This window comes from Thermomonas haemolytica, from assembly GCF_004346265.1.
In the GTDB taxonomy this organism is placed as follows: domain Bacteria; phylum Pseudomonadota; class Gammaproteobacteria; order Xanthomonadales; family Xanthomonadaceae; genus Thermomonas; species Thermomonas haemolytica.
On the sequence record NZ_SMAP01000010.1, the window covers coordinates 70,762 to 83,789 of the forward strand.

Annotated in this window: 13 protein-coding genes, 1 tRNA gene and 2 riboswitches; of the genes, 6 read left to right on the forward strand and 8 right to left on the reverse strand. The window is 69.7% G+C overall.

Features of this window, described 5'->3' with window-relative positions; translation table 11 throughout:
• Positions 1-55: 55 nt before the first annotated feature.
• From yajC to EDC34_RS11130, 4 genes are all read right to left on the reverse strand, one after another.
• Entirely contained in the window at positions 56-415 is a 360-nt protein-coding gene (gene yajC, locus EDC34_RS11115) for a preprotein translocase subunit YajC (protein WP_114960833.1), read from the reverse strand.
• Positions 416-532: 117 nt separating this feature from the next.
• Positions 533-1,660: a tRNA guanosine(34) transglycosylase Tgt gene (gene tgt / locus EDC34_RS11120; protein ID WP_114960832.1), complete on the reverse strand. Its 1,128-nt coding sequence runs from the start codon at positions 1,658-1,660 to the stop codon at positions 533-535.
• A gap of 151 nt (positions 1,661-1,811) precedes the next feature.
• Positions 1,812-2,852 carry a tRNA preQ1(34) S-adenosylmethionine ribosyltransferase-isomerase QueA gene (gene queA / locus EDC34_RS11125; RefSeq protein ID WP_114960887.1) on the reverse strand — a complete coding sequence of 347 codons (1,041 nt, stop codon included), beginning with the start codon at positions 2,850-2,852 and terminating at the stop codon, positions 1,812-1,814.
• Positions 2,853-2,938: 86 nt separating this feature from the next.
• Complete coding sequence (locus EDC34_RS11130) at positions 2,939-3,370, reverse strand: Lrp/AsnC family transcriptional regulator (RefSeq protein WP_114960831.1); 432 nt, start codon at positions 3,368-3,370, stop codon at positions 2,939-2,941.
• A gap of 139 nt (positions 3,371-3,509) precedes the next feature.
• Between EDC34_RS11130 and EDC34_RS11135 the strand changes: the two genes are divergently transcribed.
• The 6 genes from EDC34_RS11135 to pnuC all read left to right on the forward strand — a co-directional run bounded on the left by EDC34_RS11135 (position 3,510) and on the right by pnuC (position 11,401).
• A complete protein-coding gene (locus EDC34_RS11135) occupies positions 3,510-5,018 on the forward strand; it encodes an aminotransferase class III-fold pyridoxal phosphate-dependent enzyme (RefSeq protein ID WP_114960830.1) in 1,509 nt (502 codons plus the stop codon).
• A gap of 97 nt (positions 5,019-5,115) precedes the next feature.
• A complete protein-coding gene (gene upp, locus EDC34_RS11140) occupies positions 5,116-5,748 on the forward strand; it encodes a uracil phosphoribosyltransferase (RefSeq protein ID WP_114960829.1) in 633 nt (210 codons plus the stop codon).
• Between the two features lie 158 nt (positions 5,749-5,906).
• A riboswitch (Fluoride riboswitch) is annotated at positions 5,907-5,972 on the forward strand.
• A gap of 151 nt (positions 5,973-6,123) precedes the next feature.
• Complete coding sequence (gene cfa / locus EDC34_RS11145; protein WP_114960828.1) at positions 6,124-7,272, forward strand: cyclopropane fatty acyl phospholipid synthase; 1,149 nt, start codon at positions 6,124-6,126, stop codon at positions 7,270-7,272.
• 67 nt (positions 7,273-7,339) lie between these two features.
• The gene (locus EDC34_RS11150; RefSeq protein ID WP_114960827.1) at positions 7,340-8,473 is read left to right on the forward strand and encodes a phosphotransferase enzyme family protein; all 1,134 of its coding nucleotides are present in this window, start codon (positions 7,340-7,342) and stop codon (positions 8,471-8,473) included.
• Positions 8,474-8,526: 53 nt separating this feature from the next.
• Positions 8,527-8,623: riboswitch (TPP riboswitch) on the forward strand.
• 49 nt (positions 8,624-8,672) lie between these two features.
• The gene (locus tag EDC34_RS11155; RefSeq protein WP_240311122.1) at positions 8,673-10,835 is read left to right on the forward strand and encodes a TonB-dependent receptor; all 2,163 of its coding nucleotides are present in this window, start codon (positions 8,673-8,675) and stop codon (positions 10,833-10,835) included.
• On the forward strand, positions 10,835-11,401 hold the full coding sequence (pnuC, locus tag EDC34_RS11160) for a nicotinamide riboside transporter PnuC (RefSeq protein ID WP_114960825.1): 567 nt from the start codon (positions 10,835-10,837) through the stop codon (positions 11,399-11,401). Before EDC34_RS11155 ends, pnuC begins: the two co-directional genes overlap by 1 nt.
• A gap of 86 nt (positions 11,402-11,487) precedes the next feature.
• Here pnuC and EDC34_RS11165 read toward each other — a convergent pair whose 3' ends face one another.
• The 4 genes from EDC34_RS11165 to secG all read right to left on the reverse strand — a co-directional run bounded on the left by EDC34_RS11165 (position 11,488) and on the right by secG (position 13,024).
• Complete coding sequence (locus EDC34_RS11165) at positions 11,488-11,808, reverse strand: hypothetical protein (RefSeq protein WP_132982889.1); 321 nt, start codon at positions 11,806-11,808, stop codon at positions 11,488-11,490.
• Between the two features lie 18 nt (positions 11,809-11,826).
• Positions 11,827-12,345, reverse strand: coding sequence for a DUF4019 domain-containing protein (locus tag EDC34_RS11170; RefSeq protein WP_114960824.1), 519 nt, complete (start codon positions 12,343-12,345; stop codon positions 11,827-11,829).
• A 155-nt stretch (positions 12,346-12,500) separates the two neighbouring features.
• Positions 12,501-12,585, reverse strand: a tRNA-Leu gene (locus tag EDC34_RS11175).
• A gap of 34 nt (positions 12,586-12,619) precedes the next feature.
• Positions 12,620-13,024 carry a preprotein translocase subunit SecG gene (gene secG, locus EDC34_RS11180; RefSeq protein ID WP_114960823.1) on the reverse strand — a complete coding sequence of 135 codons (405 nt, stop codon included), beginning with the start codon at positions 13,022-13,024 and terminating at the stop codon, positions 12,620-12,622.
• Positions 13,025-13,028 lie beyond the last annotated feature (4 nt).

A 13,028-nucleotide genomic window follows, 5' to 3' on the forward strand; every position in this document is an offset into this window, starting at 1 on the left:
GATCCTGCACGACGCCGGCGCGGCGCCGGGTCTGGACGGACGGGAGGATGGCGGCTCAGGCCGACTTCAGCGTGCCCTTGGGCAGCACGCTGGCGATCGCGCCGCGCTGCACGCGCAGCTCGACGCCGTTGGCGACCTCGATGGTGATGAACACCTCGCCGATGGCGACCACGCTGCCGGCGATGCCGCCGTTGGTGATCACCTCGTCGCCCTTGGCCAGCTTGTCCAGCATGGCCTTGTGCTCCTTCTGCCGCTTCATCTGCGGGCGGATCATCAGGAAGTACATGATCACGATCAGCACGACCGGGAACAGCAGGGTGGACAGCATCCCGCCCTGCGCGGGGGCGGCGCCGCCGGCGGCCTGGGCATGGGCGGCGGGGATGATCAGTTCGAGCAGGGTATCGAGCGGGTTCATCGGGAATCCGTGTCAGCGAAAACGAAGGGGTACGGCCAGCGGCTGGCGCGAGGCCAGCGGGGGATTATGCCATGACTGCCGCGCCCGCCCCGGCGCGCGCGGCGGCCGGGCGCGGCCTCAGGGCCGGCGCATGGCGTGGAAGGACTCGCGGAAGTCGGCGAACGTTCCCGCCGCGATCGCCTCGCGCATCTGCGCCATCAGCCGCTGGTAGTAGCGCAGATTGTGCAGCGTGCCCAGCACCGGGCCCAGCATCTCGTTGCAGCGGTCGAGGTGGCGCAGGTAGCTGCGGGAAAAGCCGCCGGCGCAGGCCACGCAGTCGCACCCCTCCTCGATCGGCCGCAGGTCGTGCTCGTACTGGCTGTTGCGCACGCGCACCACGCCGGTTGCGGTGAAGAAGTGGCCGTTGCGGGCGTTGCGGGTGGGCATCACGCAGTCGAACATGTCGATCCCGCGCGCCACCGCCTCCACCAGATCCTCCGGCCGGCCCACGCCCATCAAGTAGCGCGGGCGGTCGGCCGGCAACTGCGGACAGGTGTGGTCGAGCATGGCGTTGCGCTCGTCCTCGCTCTCGCCCACCGCCAGCCCGCCCACCGCGTAGCCGTCGAAGCCGATCTGCTGCAGCCCCTCGGCCGAGCGCGTGCGCAGGTCGTGGTGCACGCCGCCCTGGACGATGCCGAACAGCGCCGCGTCGTTGCCCTCGTGCGCCTTTTTGGAACGCTCGGCCCAGCGCAGCGACAGCTCCATCGACTTCTCGACCACCCGCCGGTGCACCGGCTGGCCGTGCTTGTCGTTCACCGGCGGGCACTCGTCGAAAATCATCACGATGTCGCTGCCCAGCACCTTCTGGATGCGCATGGACTCCTCGGGCCCCAGGAACACCTTGCGGCCGTCGGTGGGCGCGGCGAAGGTGACGCCGGCCTCGGTGATCTTGCGCCGGTGCGCCAGCGAGAACACCTGGAAGCCGCCGGAGTCGGTGAGGATCGGCCCGTCCCAGCGGGCGAAGCCGTGCAGGCCGCCGTGCGCCGCGATCACCTCCAGCCCCGGCCGCAGGAACAGGTGGAAGGTGTTGCCGAGGATGATCTGCGCGCCCAGCTCGCGCACCTGCTGCGGCAGCACGCCCTTCACCGAGCCGTAGGTGCCCACCGGCATGAACGCCGGCGTCTCGATGACCCCGCGCGGGAAAGTGATGCGCCCACGGCGGGCCGCGCCGTCGGTCTTCAGCAGCTGGAACTCCATGCGGCTCATCGGATATCGCCTGCGCCGGCACTGCCCATGGGGTCCTCCTTCTCGGCGCGGGGGAACAGCCTGTTCCACGCGCCGCCGCGCGCCATCCCTGGCGCGCTCTCCGGAGCACCCCATGGCCAGCACCGTCGCGTGGAAGCTTCAAACCACATGCTCATGCCCCCGCCTCCTGCGGCCACAGCAGCATGGCATCGCCGTAGCTGAAGAAGCGGTAGCGCTGGCGCACCGCGTGTTCGTAGGCGGCGAAGATGCGCGCCTTGCCGGCGAAGGCGGAGACCAGCATCAGCAGGGTGCTCTCCGGCAGGTGGAAGTTGGTCAGCAGCGCATCGATGCTGCGGATGCGGTAGCCGGGGAAGATGAAGATGCTGGTGTCGCCGGCGAACGGCTGCAGCGCATCGCCCACCATCGCCGTCTCCAGCGCACGCACCACGGTGGTACCCACCGCGATGACCCGGCCGCCGGCGGCGCGGGTGCGGCGCACTTTTTCCACCAGCTCGGCACCGACGTTGATCCACTCGCTATGCATGCGGTGGGCGTGCACGTCATGCACCCGCACCGGCTGGAAGGTGCCGGCACCGACGTGCAGGGTGATGTGGCCGATCCCGATCCCGCGCGTGTGCAGCGCCTCCAATAGCGGCGCATCGAAATGCAGCCCGGCGGTGGGCGCGGCCACCGCCCCGGCCTCGCGCGCGAACACGGTCTGGTAGCGCTCGGCATCGGCCCTGTTCGGCTGGCGCTCGATGTAAGGCGGCAGCGGCAGCTGGCCGGCGTGCTGCAACCAGTCCGCCAGCGCGCCGTCCACATGGAAGCGCAGCTCCCAGAAGCCGTCGTCGAAGCGCGCCACCACCTCGGCCTCGCCGCCGGCGTCCAGCGCGATCCGGCTGCCCACCTGCGGCGGCTTGCTCACGCCCAGCTGCGCACGCGCGGCGTTGTCCGGCAGCAGGCGCTCGATCAGGATCTCCACCCGCCCGCCGGTGGCCTTGGCGCCGAACAGCCGCGCCGGGATCACCCGGGTGTCGTTGAACACCAGCAGGTCCCCCGGTTGCAGCAGCGACGGCAGGTCGCGCACGTGCAGGTCGGCGAACGGCGCCGCGCCCGGCGGCACGTGCAGCAGGCGGCTGGCGGAACGCTCGGCCAGCGGCGCCTGCGCGATCAGCTCGGGCGGGAGGTCGTAGTGGAAATCGGAGGTCTTCAACGGCATGCGGCGGCGGTTCGGGACCGCGCATTGTAGGGCGACCCCGCAGGCGCTGCCCGCTGCCCACCGCCCCGGACCGTGGGGCCTCAGCGCTCGAACTTGGTCGAGAGGATGATCGAGGTATTGGTGCGCTCCACCCCGTCGATCGCGCCGATGCGGTCGGTCAGCACGTCCATCTCGCCCACGGTGGCGGTGACCGCCAGCGCGATCAGGTCGTTGTCGCCGCTGATCGAATACAGCACCCGCACCTCGTGCATGCCCTGCAGCGCCTTCACCACCGCCGCCATCTGCTTCGGGCGCAGGGTGATGAGGATGTGCGCGCGGATGCGGTTGCGCTCCAGCTCGTCGTCGATGCGCACGGTGTAGCCGCGGATCACCCCCTGCTGCTCCAGGCGGGCGATCCGGTTCTGCACGGTGGTGCGCGACAGCCCCAGGCGGCGGGCGATGTCGGCGGTGGCGGCGCGGGCGTCCTCGCGGAGCAGGGACAGCAGCTGTTCGTCGGCGGCGGAGATTCGCATATCGACGAAGCATAACGTCGATTCGCCCAAATTGCTCGTCATTCAAGGCGAATCCACCCTACCGAATGACAGGCATCCCCGGATAATGAAGCTTTGGCCGGCCGCCGCCCGCGGCCATGGCCCCGGATGGGAGATACACATGAGCCTGATCGACACCCTCGCCCCGCTGCGCGCCCACGGCGGCCTGCGCACCACCGGGCTGGACGATGCCACCGTGCTCGACTTCGCCGCGCGCGATCCGCAGCTGGGCGAGGCCATCGCCGCCGCCGCTGCGGAATACGCCAGCGTGCGTGCCGAATTCCCCGAACTGCTGGAACTGGACGAGGACGCCCAGCGCGCCAAGGTGCAGGAAGGCTTCGTCAACTTCTACTCGCAGGACAACGCCAACCCCTACGTGGCACTGGCCGCGCGCGGCCCGTGGATCGTCACCCTGAAGGGCGCGGTGCTGTACGACACCGGCGGCTACGGCATGCTCGGCCTCGGCCACGCGCCGGCGGCGGTGATCGCGGCGATGGCGCGCCCGCAGGCGATGGCCAACATCATGACCCCGCACGTGGCGCAGCTGCGCTTCTCCAACGCCATGCGCCGCGAGATCGGCCAAACGCGCGCTTCCAAGGATGGCGGCGGCTGCCCGTACGCGGCCTTCATGTGCCTGAACTCCGGTTCGGAATCGGTGTCGCTGGCCTCGCGCATCGTGGATGCCAACGCCAAGACCCAGACCGACCCCGGCGCCCGCCACGCCGGCAAGACCATCAAGCGCCTGGTGGTGAAGGGCGCCTTCCACGGCCGCACCGAGCGCCCGGCGCTGTATTCCGACTCCACCCGCAAGACCTACCTGCAGCACCTGGCCAGCTTCCGCGGCGAGGATTCGGTGATCGCGGTGCCGCCCTACGACATCGACGCCCTGCGCAAGGTGTTCGCCGAGGCCGATGCCAACGGCTGGTTCATCGAAGCGATGTTCCTGGAGCCGGTGATGGGCGAAGGCGACCCCGGCCGCAGCGTGCCGGTGGACTTCTACAACGCCGCGCGCGAGCTCACCCGCGCCCACGGCAGCCTGCTGCTGGTGGATTCGATCCAGGCCGGCCTGCGCGCCACCGGCTATCTGTCGATCGTGGACTACCCCGGCTTCGAGGGCATCGAGGCCCCGGACATGGAGACCTACTCCAAGGCGCTCAACGCCGGCCAGTACCCGCTGTCGGTGCTGGCGGTGACCGAACACGCCGCCAGCCTCTACAAGCGCGGCCTGTACGGCAACACCATGACCGCCAATCCGCGCGCGCTGGACGTGGCCTGCACCGTGCTGGCGCAGCTCACCCCCGCCCTGCGCGAGAACATCCGCGCCCGCGGCCGCCAGGCCCTGGCCCTGCTGGAGGCGCTGAAGGCCGAGCTGGGCGGGCCGATCACCAAGGTGCAGGGCACCGGGCTGCTGTTCTCCTGCGAACTCACCCGCGAGTTCAAGGGCTACGGCACCGGCTCCACCGAGGAGTGGCTGCGCGAGCACGGCATCGGCGTGATCCACGGCGGCGAGAACTCGCTGCGCTTCACCCCGCACTTCGCGATCACCGAGGACGAGCTGAAGCTGGTGGTGGCGATGGTCAAGCGCGCCATCCTGGAAGGCCCGCGCGTGCGCCAGCCGGCCGCGGCCTGACCCAGCGCGGCATCCGCCGCGCCTTCCTGCACGACGACGGGGCGGCCATGGCCGCCCCGCCTGTTTCCGGCACTGGATTGCGGCTAGGCTGTCGCGCATGAAAACCGTCGTCGTCGATCATCCGCTGGTCCGCCACAAACTCGGCAAGCTGCGCGACATCAGCACCGACCCCGTCCACTTCCGCCAGCTGGCCGGCGAAATCGCGGGGCTGCTGGCGTTCGAGGCCACCCGCGACCTGCCCACCGAGGCAGTGACGGTGCAGACCTGGGCCGGCCCGCTGCAGGTGGAACACGTGCGCGGCGAGCACCTCACCCTGGTGCCCATCCTGCGCGCCGGCCTGGGCTTTTTGCCCGGCGTGCAGGCCCTGCTGCCGGCGGCACCAGTGAGCGTGGTCGGCCTGCGCCGCAACGAAAGCACCCACCGCCCGGAAGGCTATTACCAGCGCCTGGCCGACCGCATGGAACAGCGCACCGCGCTGCTGATCGACCCGATGCTGGCCACCGGCGGCAGCGCGATCGCCGCCATCCAGCTGCTGAAGGACGCCGGCTGCCCGCGGATCAAGGCGATCTTCCTGGTCGCCGCGCCGGAAGGCCTGCGCGCGCTGGAAGCCGCCCACCCCGATATCGAGGTGTACGTCGCCGCGATCGACCAGCGCCTGGACGAAAACGCCTACATCCGCCCCGGCCTCGGCGACGCCGGCGACCGCCTGTTCGGCACGCCGGTGGATTGAGGCCGGCGACTCGGGCACTGCATTTGCCGGCACTCTCGCCCAATGGCGCCTCGCTGTGTGGGCGTCGACTGCACGGGCGCGGAGGCAAGACGCGATCTCGCCACCGAGGCCGCGCATTGACGGAGCGCCGCTTGCCCCCGCACTCCGGCAGGGGTAAGGTCGAAGCGGGAGATGGCATTCCTCCCCGTTGCAACCGCCGCAAGGCTGATGATGCCTACCGAACGCGCATGACCCGATGCGGTTTTGGGGCCTGAGCCATCCGCCCGTACCAAGGGCAACCGCGATCTCGCGCATGCGCAAGACAGCCACCTCACCCGAGGCCTTGCCATGTCCGGTTTGATGCATCCCCGCAATCCCCATCCCTCCTCCCCCACCATGTCCGCGCACTCGCCGCATGCCCATGGCAACAAGGCGCGCCGTCTGCGCGAAGCCGCCGAACGCCTGCTGGCCGCGGCCGACGTGCGCATCGACGGCCCCCGCGACAGCGACCTGCAGGTGCACGACGCGCGCGTGTTCGAACGCGTGTTCGCGCACGGCTCGCTGGGCTTCGGCGAGTCCTACATGGACGGCGACTGGAGCGCGCGCGACCTGCCCGGGCTGCTGACGAAGCTGCTGGGCGCGCGTCTGGACGAACGCCTGCGCAACATCGGCACGCTGCTGCTGTGGGCGCAGGCGCGGTTCGTGAACCTGCAGCGCGGCAAGCGCGCCTACGTGGTCGGCCAGCGCCACTACGACCTCGGCAACGACCTGTTCGCAGCCATGCTGGGCAAGCGCCTGGTGTACAGCTGCGGCTACTGGGCCGAGGCCACCGACCTCGATGCCGCGCAGGAAGCCAAGCTGGACCTGGTCTGCCGCAAGCTGCGCCTGCGCCCGGACATGCGCGTGCTGGACATCGGCTGCGGCTGGGGCGAGGCCCTGAAGTTCGCGGCCGAACGCTACGGCGTGCGTGGGGTGGGCGTCACCATCTCACGCGAGCAGGCCGCGCATGCCAGCGCGCTGTGCGCGGGGCTGCCGGTGGAAATCCGCCTGCAGGACTACCGCGACCTGCACGAGCCTTTCGACGCGGTGTTCTCGATCGGCATGTTCGAGCATGTCGGCGCGCGCAACTACCGCACCTACTTCGACGTGGTGCGGCGCTGCCTCGCCCCGGGCGGGCTGTCGCTGCTGCACACCATCGGCAGCAACCAGCCGCCGAACCGGCCCGACCCATGGATCGCGCGCTACATCTTCCCCAACTCGCAGGTGCCCTCGATGCGCCAGGTCGCCGCCGCGCTGGAAGGGCGCTTCGTGGTCGAGGACTGGCACAACTTCGGCCCCGACTACGACCGCACCCTGCAGGCGTGGATGGCGAATTTCGACGCCGCCTGGCCGCGGCTGTCGCAATGCTACGACGAGCGCTTCCGGCGCATGTGGTGGTTCTACCTCGCGGCCTCCGCCGCCACCTTCCGCACCCGCCGCGACCAGCTGTGGCAGCTGACGCTCTCGGCCGAGGGCGTGCCAGGCGGCTACCGGGTGCCGCGCTGACGCCGTCGGCGGCGATCCGGATAATCGCAGCAGCGGCATTCGCCGCGACCTCCGGCCAGAGCCGCCCATGAGCCATCCTCCCCACCTCGCGCACGGCTGGAACGACGCGCCGATGGCGCCCGACTGGCCGCCGCTGCGGGCCGATGAGGCCGCCGCGGTGCTGGCGCGCTTCCCCTCGATCTCGCCGCCGCTAGGGCTGCGCTGGCACAGCCCGCGGCCGTTCTCGGCGGCGGCGCATGTGGCCTGTGCGAACGGCGATGTCTTCCTCAAGCGCCACCACGCGTCCGTGCGCGACGCGGCGCAGCTGGCGGAGGAGCACGCCTTCATCGCGCACCTGCGCGCGCATGGCCTGCCGGTGCCGCGGGTGCTGACGGATGCCGAGGGCAGCAGCGCGATCGCTCTGGGCGAATGGACCTACGAGGTGCACGCCTTGGCCGAAGGCTTGGACCTGTACCGCGATGCACCCTCGTGGACGCCGCCGCACAGCACCGCACATGCGCGCAGTGCAGGCCGCATGCTGGCGCGCCTGCACCAGGCCGCGCGCGATTACACCGCGCCACCACGCCAGGCCACGCTGCTGGTGACGGGCGATACGCTCCTGCGGGCGCGTGATCCGCTGGAGGCAATCGCCAGCGCCTGCACCCGCCGCCCGGGCCTGGCCGTGGCCCTGTCCATGCGCGGCTGGCGCTCCGAACTGGCTCCCTTGCTGCCCGCGCTGGCCGCACTACAGCCGCGCCTGGCCACGCAGCCGGTGTCCTGGACGCATGGCGACTGGCATGTCTCCAACCTGTTCTGGAGCGATGCCGGCGCGCAGGCCGAGGTGACGGCGATCCTTGATTTCGGCCTGTGCGCGCCGACCTTCGCCCTGCTTGACCTGGCCACCGCGATCGAGCGCCATGCCATCGCCTGGCTGCAGCCGGATCCGGCCAGGCGCGCCGTGTTCCCGGAGATCGCCTGCGCCTTGCTGGCCGGCTATGCCGAGCAGTGCCCGCTCACGCGCGAGGACACCGCGCTGGTGGCCGACCTGCTGCCGCTGGCGCATCTGGATTTCGCGCTCTCGGAACTGGAGTACTTCCATGCCGTGCTGCGCCAGCCGGCCATGGCCGAGGTGGCCTGGCACGACTTCCTGCTGGGGCATTTCGCCTGGTTCGCGCGCCCGCAGGCGCAGGCGCTGCGGCAGGCGATCCGCGGCGCGGGATGAAAGGCGGGACCGGCGCGCACTGGCCGGCGCGGGCCGGGCTGTGCTTCAATGTCGGCCAGAAGCGGGGGTGCCCGGCATCGTCCGGGCTGAGAGAGTCCCTTGGAACCTGATCCGGGTCATACCGGCGTAGGGAGCTTGATCGAGGCGCGTGCCCTTGCGGGCGGTCGCCTGCCGTCGCTTCGTCCCTCCACTTCCGACGATGACGACGATGGCACTTCGATTCTCTCCCCTGCTGCTCGCCCTCCTGCCACTGCTCGCGCATGCCGCCGAGGATGGCGGCGATGCCAAGAACGACCGCCGCATCACCCCGCTGGCCGCGGTGAAGGTGGTGGGGAAACGCAGTGACAGCGACTCCAGCCTGCAAGCCTGGGGCGCGGCCCGCGCGCAGGACATCCCGGCCAGCCTGGACGTGATCGGCCGCCAGCAGATCGACGCCCGCCAGATCCGTTCCTTGAGCGAACTGGTGCGCGAGGATGCCGCGCTGGGCGACAACTACGCGCCGGTCGGCTACTACCAGAACATCAGCATCCGTGGCTATCCGCTGGACCTGGGCAGCGGCTACCGCTTCAACGGCCTGGCGATGACCGGCGAGCAATCCATCGCGCTGGAGGACAAGCAGCAGGTGGAGGTGCTCAAGGGCCTGGCCGGGATCGACGCCGGGGTGCTGGAGCCGGGCGGCGTGGTGAACTTCGTCAGTAAGCGCCCGGCCGACGTGCGCACGCTCACGCTCGGCACCGATTCGCACGGCTCGCACTCCGTCGCCCTGGATGCGGGCCGCTGGCTGAGCCCGAGCTTTGGCATCCGCGCCAACCTGGGCGGGGAAGACATCCACTCCTACGTGCGCCACGCCGATGGCCACCGCACGCTGCTCGCGCTTGCCGCCGACTGGGTGCCGACCGCAGCGACCCGGCTGGAACTGGATGTGAGCGACCAGCACGGCGCGCAGCGCTCGGCCTCTGGCTACCAGCTGCTCGGCGGCACCCGCCTGCCGCCGCATCCGGACCCGACGCGGATGCTGGGCTATCAACCCTGGCAGCAGCCGGTACGCATCCATTCCACCAACACCGCCGCGCGCCTGCGGCATGACCTGGGCGATGCCTGGACCCTGCGCCTGGCCGCCGGCCGTAGCCGCAGCGCCATCGACGACAACGTCGCCTTCGCCTACGGCTGCTACTACGTGGCCGCCTGCGCCAGCCTGCCTGGCAACCATTTCGGGCCGAACGGCGAATACGACATCTACGACTACCGCAGCCCCGACGACACCCGCACCAGCGACAGCGCGCGCGCCAGCCTCGAAGGCCGCTTCGCCACCGGCACCCTTCAGCACGTGCTGACCCTGGGCGCGGACTGGCGCCACCGCAGCATCACCCGCCGCGCCAGCGTGAACGAGTACGTGGGCAGCGCCAACATCGACGACCTCGACCCGCCGGTGTATGCGCCCTCGCCCAAGCAACCCGGCCCGCGCGTGCGGCGCCTGGACAGCCGCCAGCACACGGCCTTCGCGCTCGACCGGATCGCGCTGGGCAGCTACTGGCAGCTGCTGGCCGGGGTGCAGGCCGCGCATCTGGAGGAAACCGCGCGCGACAAACATGCCGCCATCACCCGCACCACCCGCCTGCAGCGCACCCTGCCGCAGGCGGCGCTGATCTTCCAGCCGCAACCGGATCTCAGCCTCTACGCCAGCTACAGCGAGGGACTGGCGCTGGGCAAGGAAGCGCCGTTCTGGACCAGCAACGACGGCGACGTGCTCGGCCCGCGCCTGTCGCGCCAGCTCGAGAGCGGCGTGAAGTACCGCTGGCAGGGCCTGGATCTTGCGGGCGCGCTGTTCCGCCTGTGGCAGCCGTACCAGTTCGCGCGGCCGGACGCCAGCAGCGCCGGCCACACCTTTATCGAGCAGGGCCGGGAAACCCACGCCGGGCTGGAGCTTTCGGCCAATGGCGAACTGCGCGACGGGCTGCGGCTGGAGGCCAGCCTGGCCTGGCTGCGCGCGCGCGCCAGCGGCACCGGCATCGCCGCCTACGAAGGCCACCAGCTGGCCAACGTGCCGGCGCTGCGCGGCAGCGTGCATCTCGATTACCGCCTGCCATGGCAGCCGCAGGTCAGCGTGCAAGTCGGCGGGCGCTACGCCGCGTCCAACCCGGCCACCGCCGACGGCAGCGTGCGCGCGCCCGCCTATGCGGTGTTCGATGCCGGCCTGCGCTGGCAGGGCCGGTGGGCCGGGCGCGCGCTCACCGCGCAGCTGGGCGTCGACAACCTGTTCAACCGCGTGTACTGGCGCGACGTGGGCAGCGCCTATGGCGATACCTACCTGTTCCCCGGCGCGCCGCGGCTGGCGCGGCTGAGCCTGCGCGTGGACCTGTGATGCCGCTGCACGAACTGCTGGCGGCCGCCCTCAGCATCAGCGCGGTGTGGCTGACCACCCGCCGCAACCCGTGGTGCTATCCGGTCGGGCTGGCTTCGGTGGCGGTCTATCTGTGGGTGTACCTCGAGGCGCGCCTGTATTCGGAAGTGCTGCTGCAGCTGTTCTGGGTGGCGATGCTGGTGGCCGGCTGGCGGCGCTGGCGGCGCCACCTGGACGCGCGGGGCCAGGTGCGCATCGCCCCACTGCCGCCCGCCGCTGCAGGCCGTCATCTGCTGGCCGGGATCGGAGGCGGCCTCACGCTGGGCTACCTGATGCACACCTACACCAACGCCGCACTGCCATGGCTGGATGCCATGCTGACCGCGCTCAGCCTGGTCGGGCAGTTCTGGCAGAACCGCCGCCACATCGCCGCCTGGTGGATGTGGATCGCGGTGGACGTGGTGTACATCGGTATGTTCGCCAGCAAGCAGCTGTACATCACCGCCGTGCTGTACACCGGCTTCGTGGCCCTCGCCGTGCAAGGCCTGCGCGCCTGGCGCCAGGCCGCGCGTGCGGCCGCGGAGTGACCGCCGTACACCGCGCAAAGCGCGCATACCGCCTGAGTTAATCCGCACCGCGAAGCGGCGTCGGCTTGGACGAATTATTAGGCCGCTCACCGAAATGCCACCTGAGAGCCATACACAAGCTCCCCGCGCGCAACTCTCTGGGCGACGAGATCAAGTTGCTCAAGGATGCTGCGATAGTGTCGCCACCAATGAACAAAAGTAGGCACTCCAAGCATTAGAAATATCGCGCCAACGAATGTTGACGCGGCGACGTTATGGAGCTTGAGGTAGTAGACGGCAATGCCAACTGCTACCGCAGCAAGGACTGACGTTGCCGCCGTCAGGCCAAGAACCTTGCGGCGTATCTTTAAAACTGTGACTCGCGCATCCGCAATGTCCTCTGCTCTCAGAATGTCGTCATTGTCCATAGCGGCATAACGCTTGAGTTAAGCCGCGCCGCGAAGCGGCGTCGGCTTGGACGAATTGTTAGGCGTGTTTGCGCCGAAGGTGACCTTCTTGCTCAGCCAATAACCGACAAGCTTCCATTGCCCATTGACCCTTTGGAACACGAACTTCTCTTGGACGGCCTTCGCGTTGGCAAAGTCCGTTTCCACACCGATAAGCCCGAAGTCGCCTTGAACGCCATCGAGAGCTCTAGGGAAGTTGAATCCCTGTACTTCCCGGTGGCCGGCTACGCCAAGGGGGCCGCGCATGGCTTTCATGCCGGCAACAAATACGGCTCGAGGAGTCTTGTCCTTGAGCATTGGGCCGCTCAGCTCCCAAAGCTGCTCAAACTGTCCGGCATCAAGTAACTGGGCAGCCACATGGGCCGCTGCGACGACGGATTTCTGCTGCTCCGTGTTGCCGACGTCAACCGGCTGATCATCTTGCCCGTTGTTGCCGACGCTAACGGTGCAGGCGCCGAGCGCCAGGGCAAGAAACATCGCTTGGAGAAATAGTTTCATAAAAACGCCCAACACCTATTCGCCCCCCAAAGTACCCCCCGCGTTGGCCGGGCTGCAATGGGACGCCCCGGAACGTCAGGCAACAAAAAAACCCGCGTAAATCGCGGGTTTCAGGGGATTCAGGAGTCTTTGCGGGACTGCCTGAAACCGTTACTTGGTGCCCAAGGGGGGACTCGAACCCCCACGACTTGCGTCGCTACCACCTCAAGGTAGTGCGTCTACCAATTCCGCCACCTGGGCAATGCGTGGATTCTAGAACCTGCCGCCGCCGGCGTCACTTACCGGGGGCGGGCGTGGGCGCCTGCTCCGCCGGCGCCGGGGCCGCCGCGGCGGGCTGCGCCGGCGCGGTGGGGATCTGGGCGGCGGGCACCTGCGCGGCCGGGGCGGTGGGCACCGGCTGCTGCGCCATCAGGCCGAGGTCGGGCTTGGCCGGGCCGCCCTTGCCCTGCTTGCTGGCGTACATGGCCATGCCCATGCTCACGGTGAAGAACACGATGGCCAGCCACTTGGTGGTCTTGCTCAGGAAGTTGGACGCGCCGCGCGCGCCGAACACCGTGGCCGAGGCGCCGCCGCCAAAGCCGGAGCCGGACTGCGCGCCGGAGCCCTGCTGGAGCAGAACGAAGGCGATGATGGCGATGGCCACCAGCACGTAGAGGATGTTGACGAGTTGCAGCAGCATGTCG

Bases quoted from the DNA above. Each gene is read 5' to 3' on its own strand.
- yajC (WP_114960833.1), bottom strand. From the start codon at position 415: ATGAACCCGCTCGATACCCTGCTCGAACTGATCATCCCCGCCGCCCAT.
- tgt (WP_114960832.1), bottom strand. From the start codon at position 1,660: ATGAGCCGCATGGAGTTCCAGCTGCTGAAGACCGACGGCGCGGCCCGC.
- EDC34_RS11130 (WP_114960831.1), bottom strand. From the start codon at position 3,370: ATGCGAATCTCCGCCGCCGACGAACAGCTGCTGTCCCTGCTCCGCGAG.
- EDC34_RS11135 (WP_114960830.1), top strand. From the start codon at position 3,510: ATGAGCCTGATCGACACCCTCGCCCCGCTGCGCGCCCACGGCGGCCTG.
- upp (WP_114960829.1), top strand. From the start codon at position 5,116: ATGAAAACCGTCGTCGTCGATCATCCGCTGGTCCGCCACAAACTCGGC.
- cfa (WP_114960828.1), top strand. From the start codon at position 6,124: ATGTCCGCGCACTCGCCGCATGCCCATGGCAACAAGGCGCGCCGTCTG.
- EDC34_RS11150 (WP_114960827.1), top strand. From the start codon at position 7,340: ATGAGCCATCCTCCCCACCTCGCGCACGGCTGGAACGACGCGCCGATG.
- EDC34_RS11155 (WP_240311122.1), top strand. From the start codon at position 8,673: ATGACGACGATGGCACTTCGATTCTCTCCCCTGCTGCTCGCCCTCCTG.
- pnuC (WP_114960825.1), top strand. From the start codon at position 10,835: ATGCCGCTGCACGAACTGCTGGCGGCCGCCCTCAGCATCAGCGCGGTG.
- EDC34_RS11165 (WP_132982889.1), bottom strand. From the start codon at position 11,808: ATGGACAATGACGACATTCTGAGAGCAGAGGACATTGCGGATGCGCGA.
- EDC34_RS11170 (WP_114960824.1), bottom strand. From the start codon at position 12,345: ATGAAACTATTTCTCCAAGCGATGTTTCTTGCCCTGGCGCTCGGCGCC.
- secG (WP_114960823.1), bottom strand. From the start codon at position 13,024: ATGCTGCTGCAACTCGTCAACATCCTCTACGTGCTGGTGGCCATCGCC.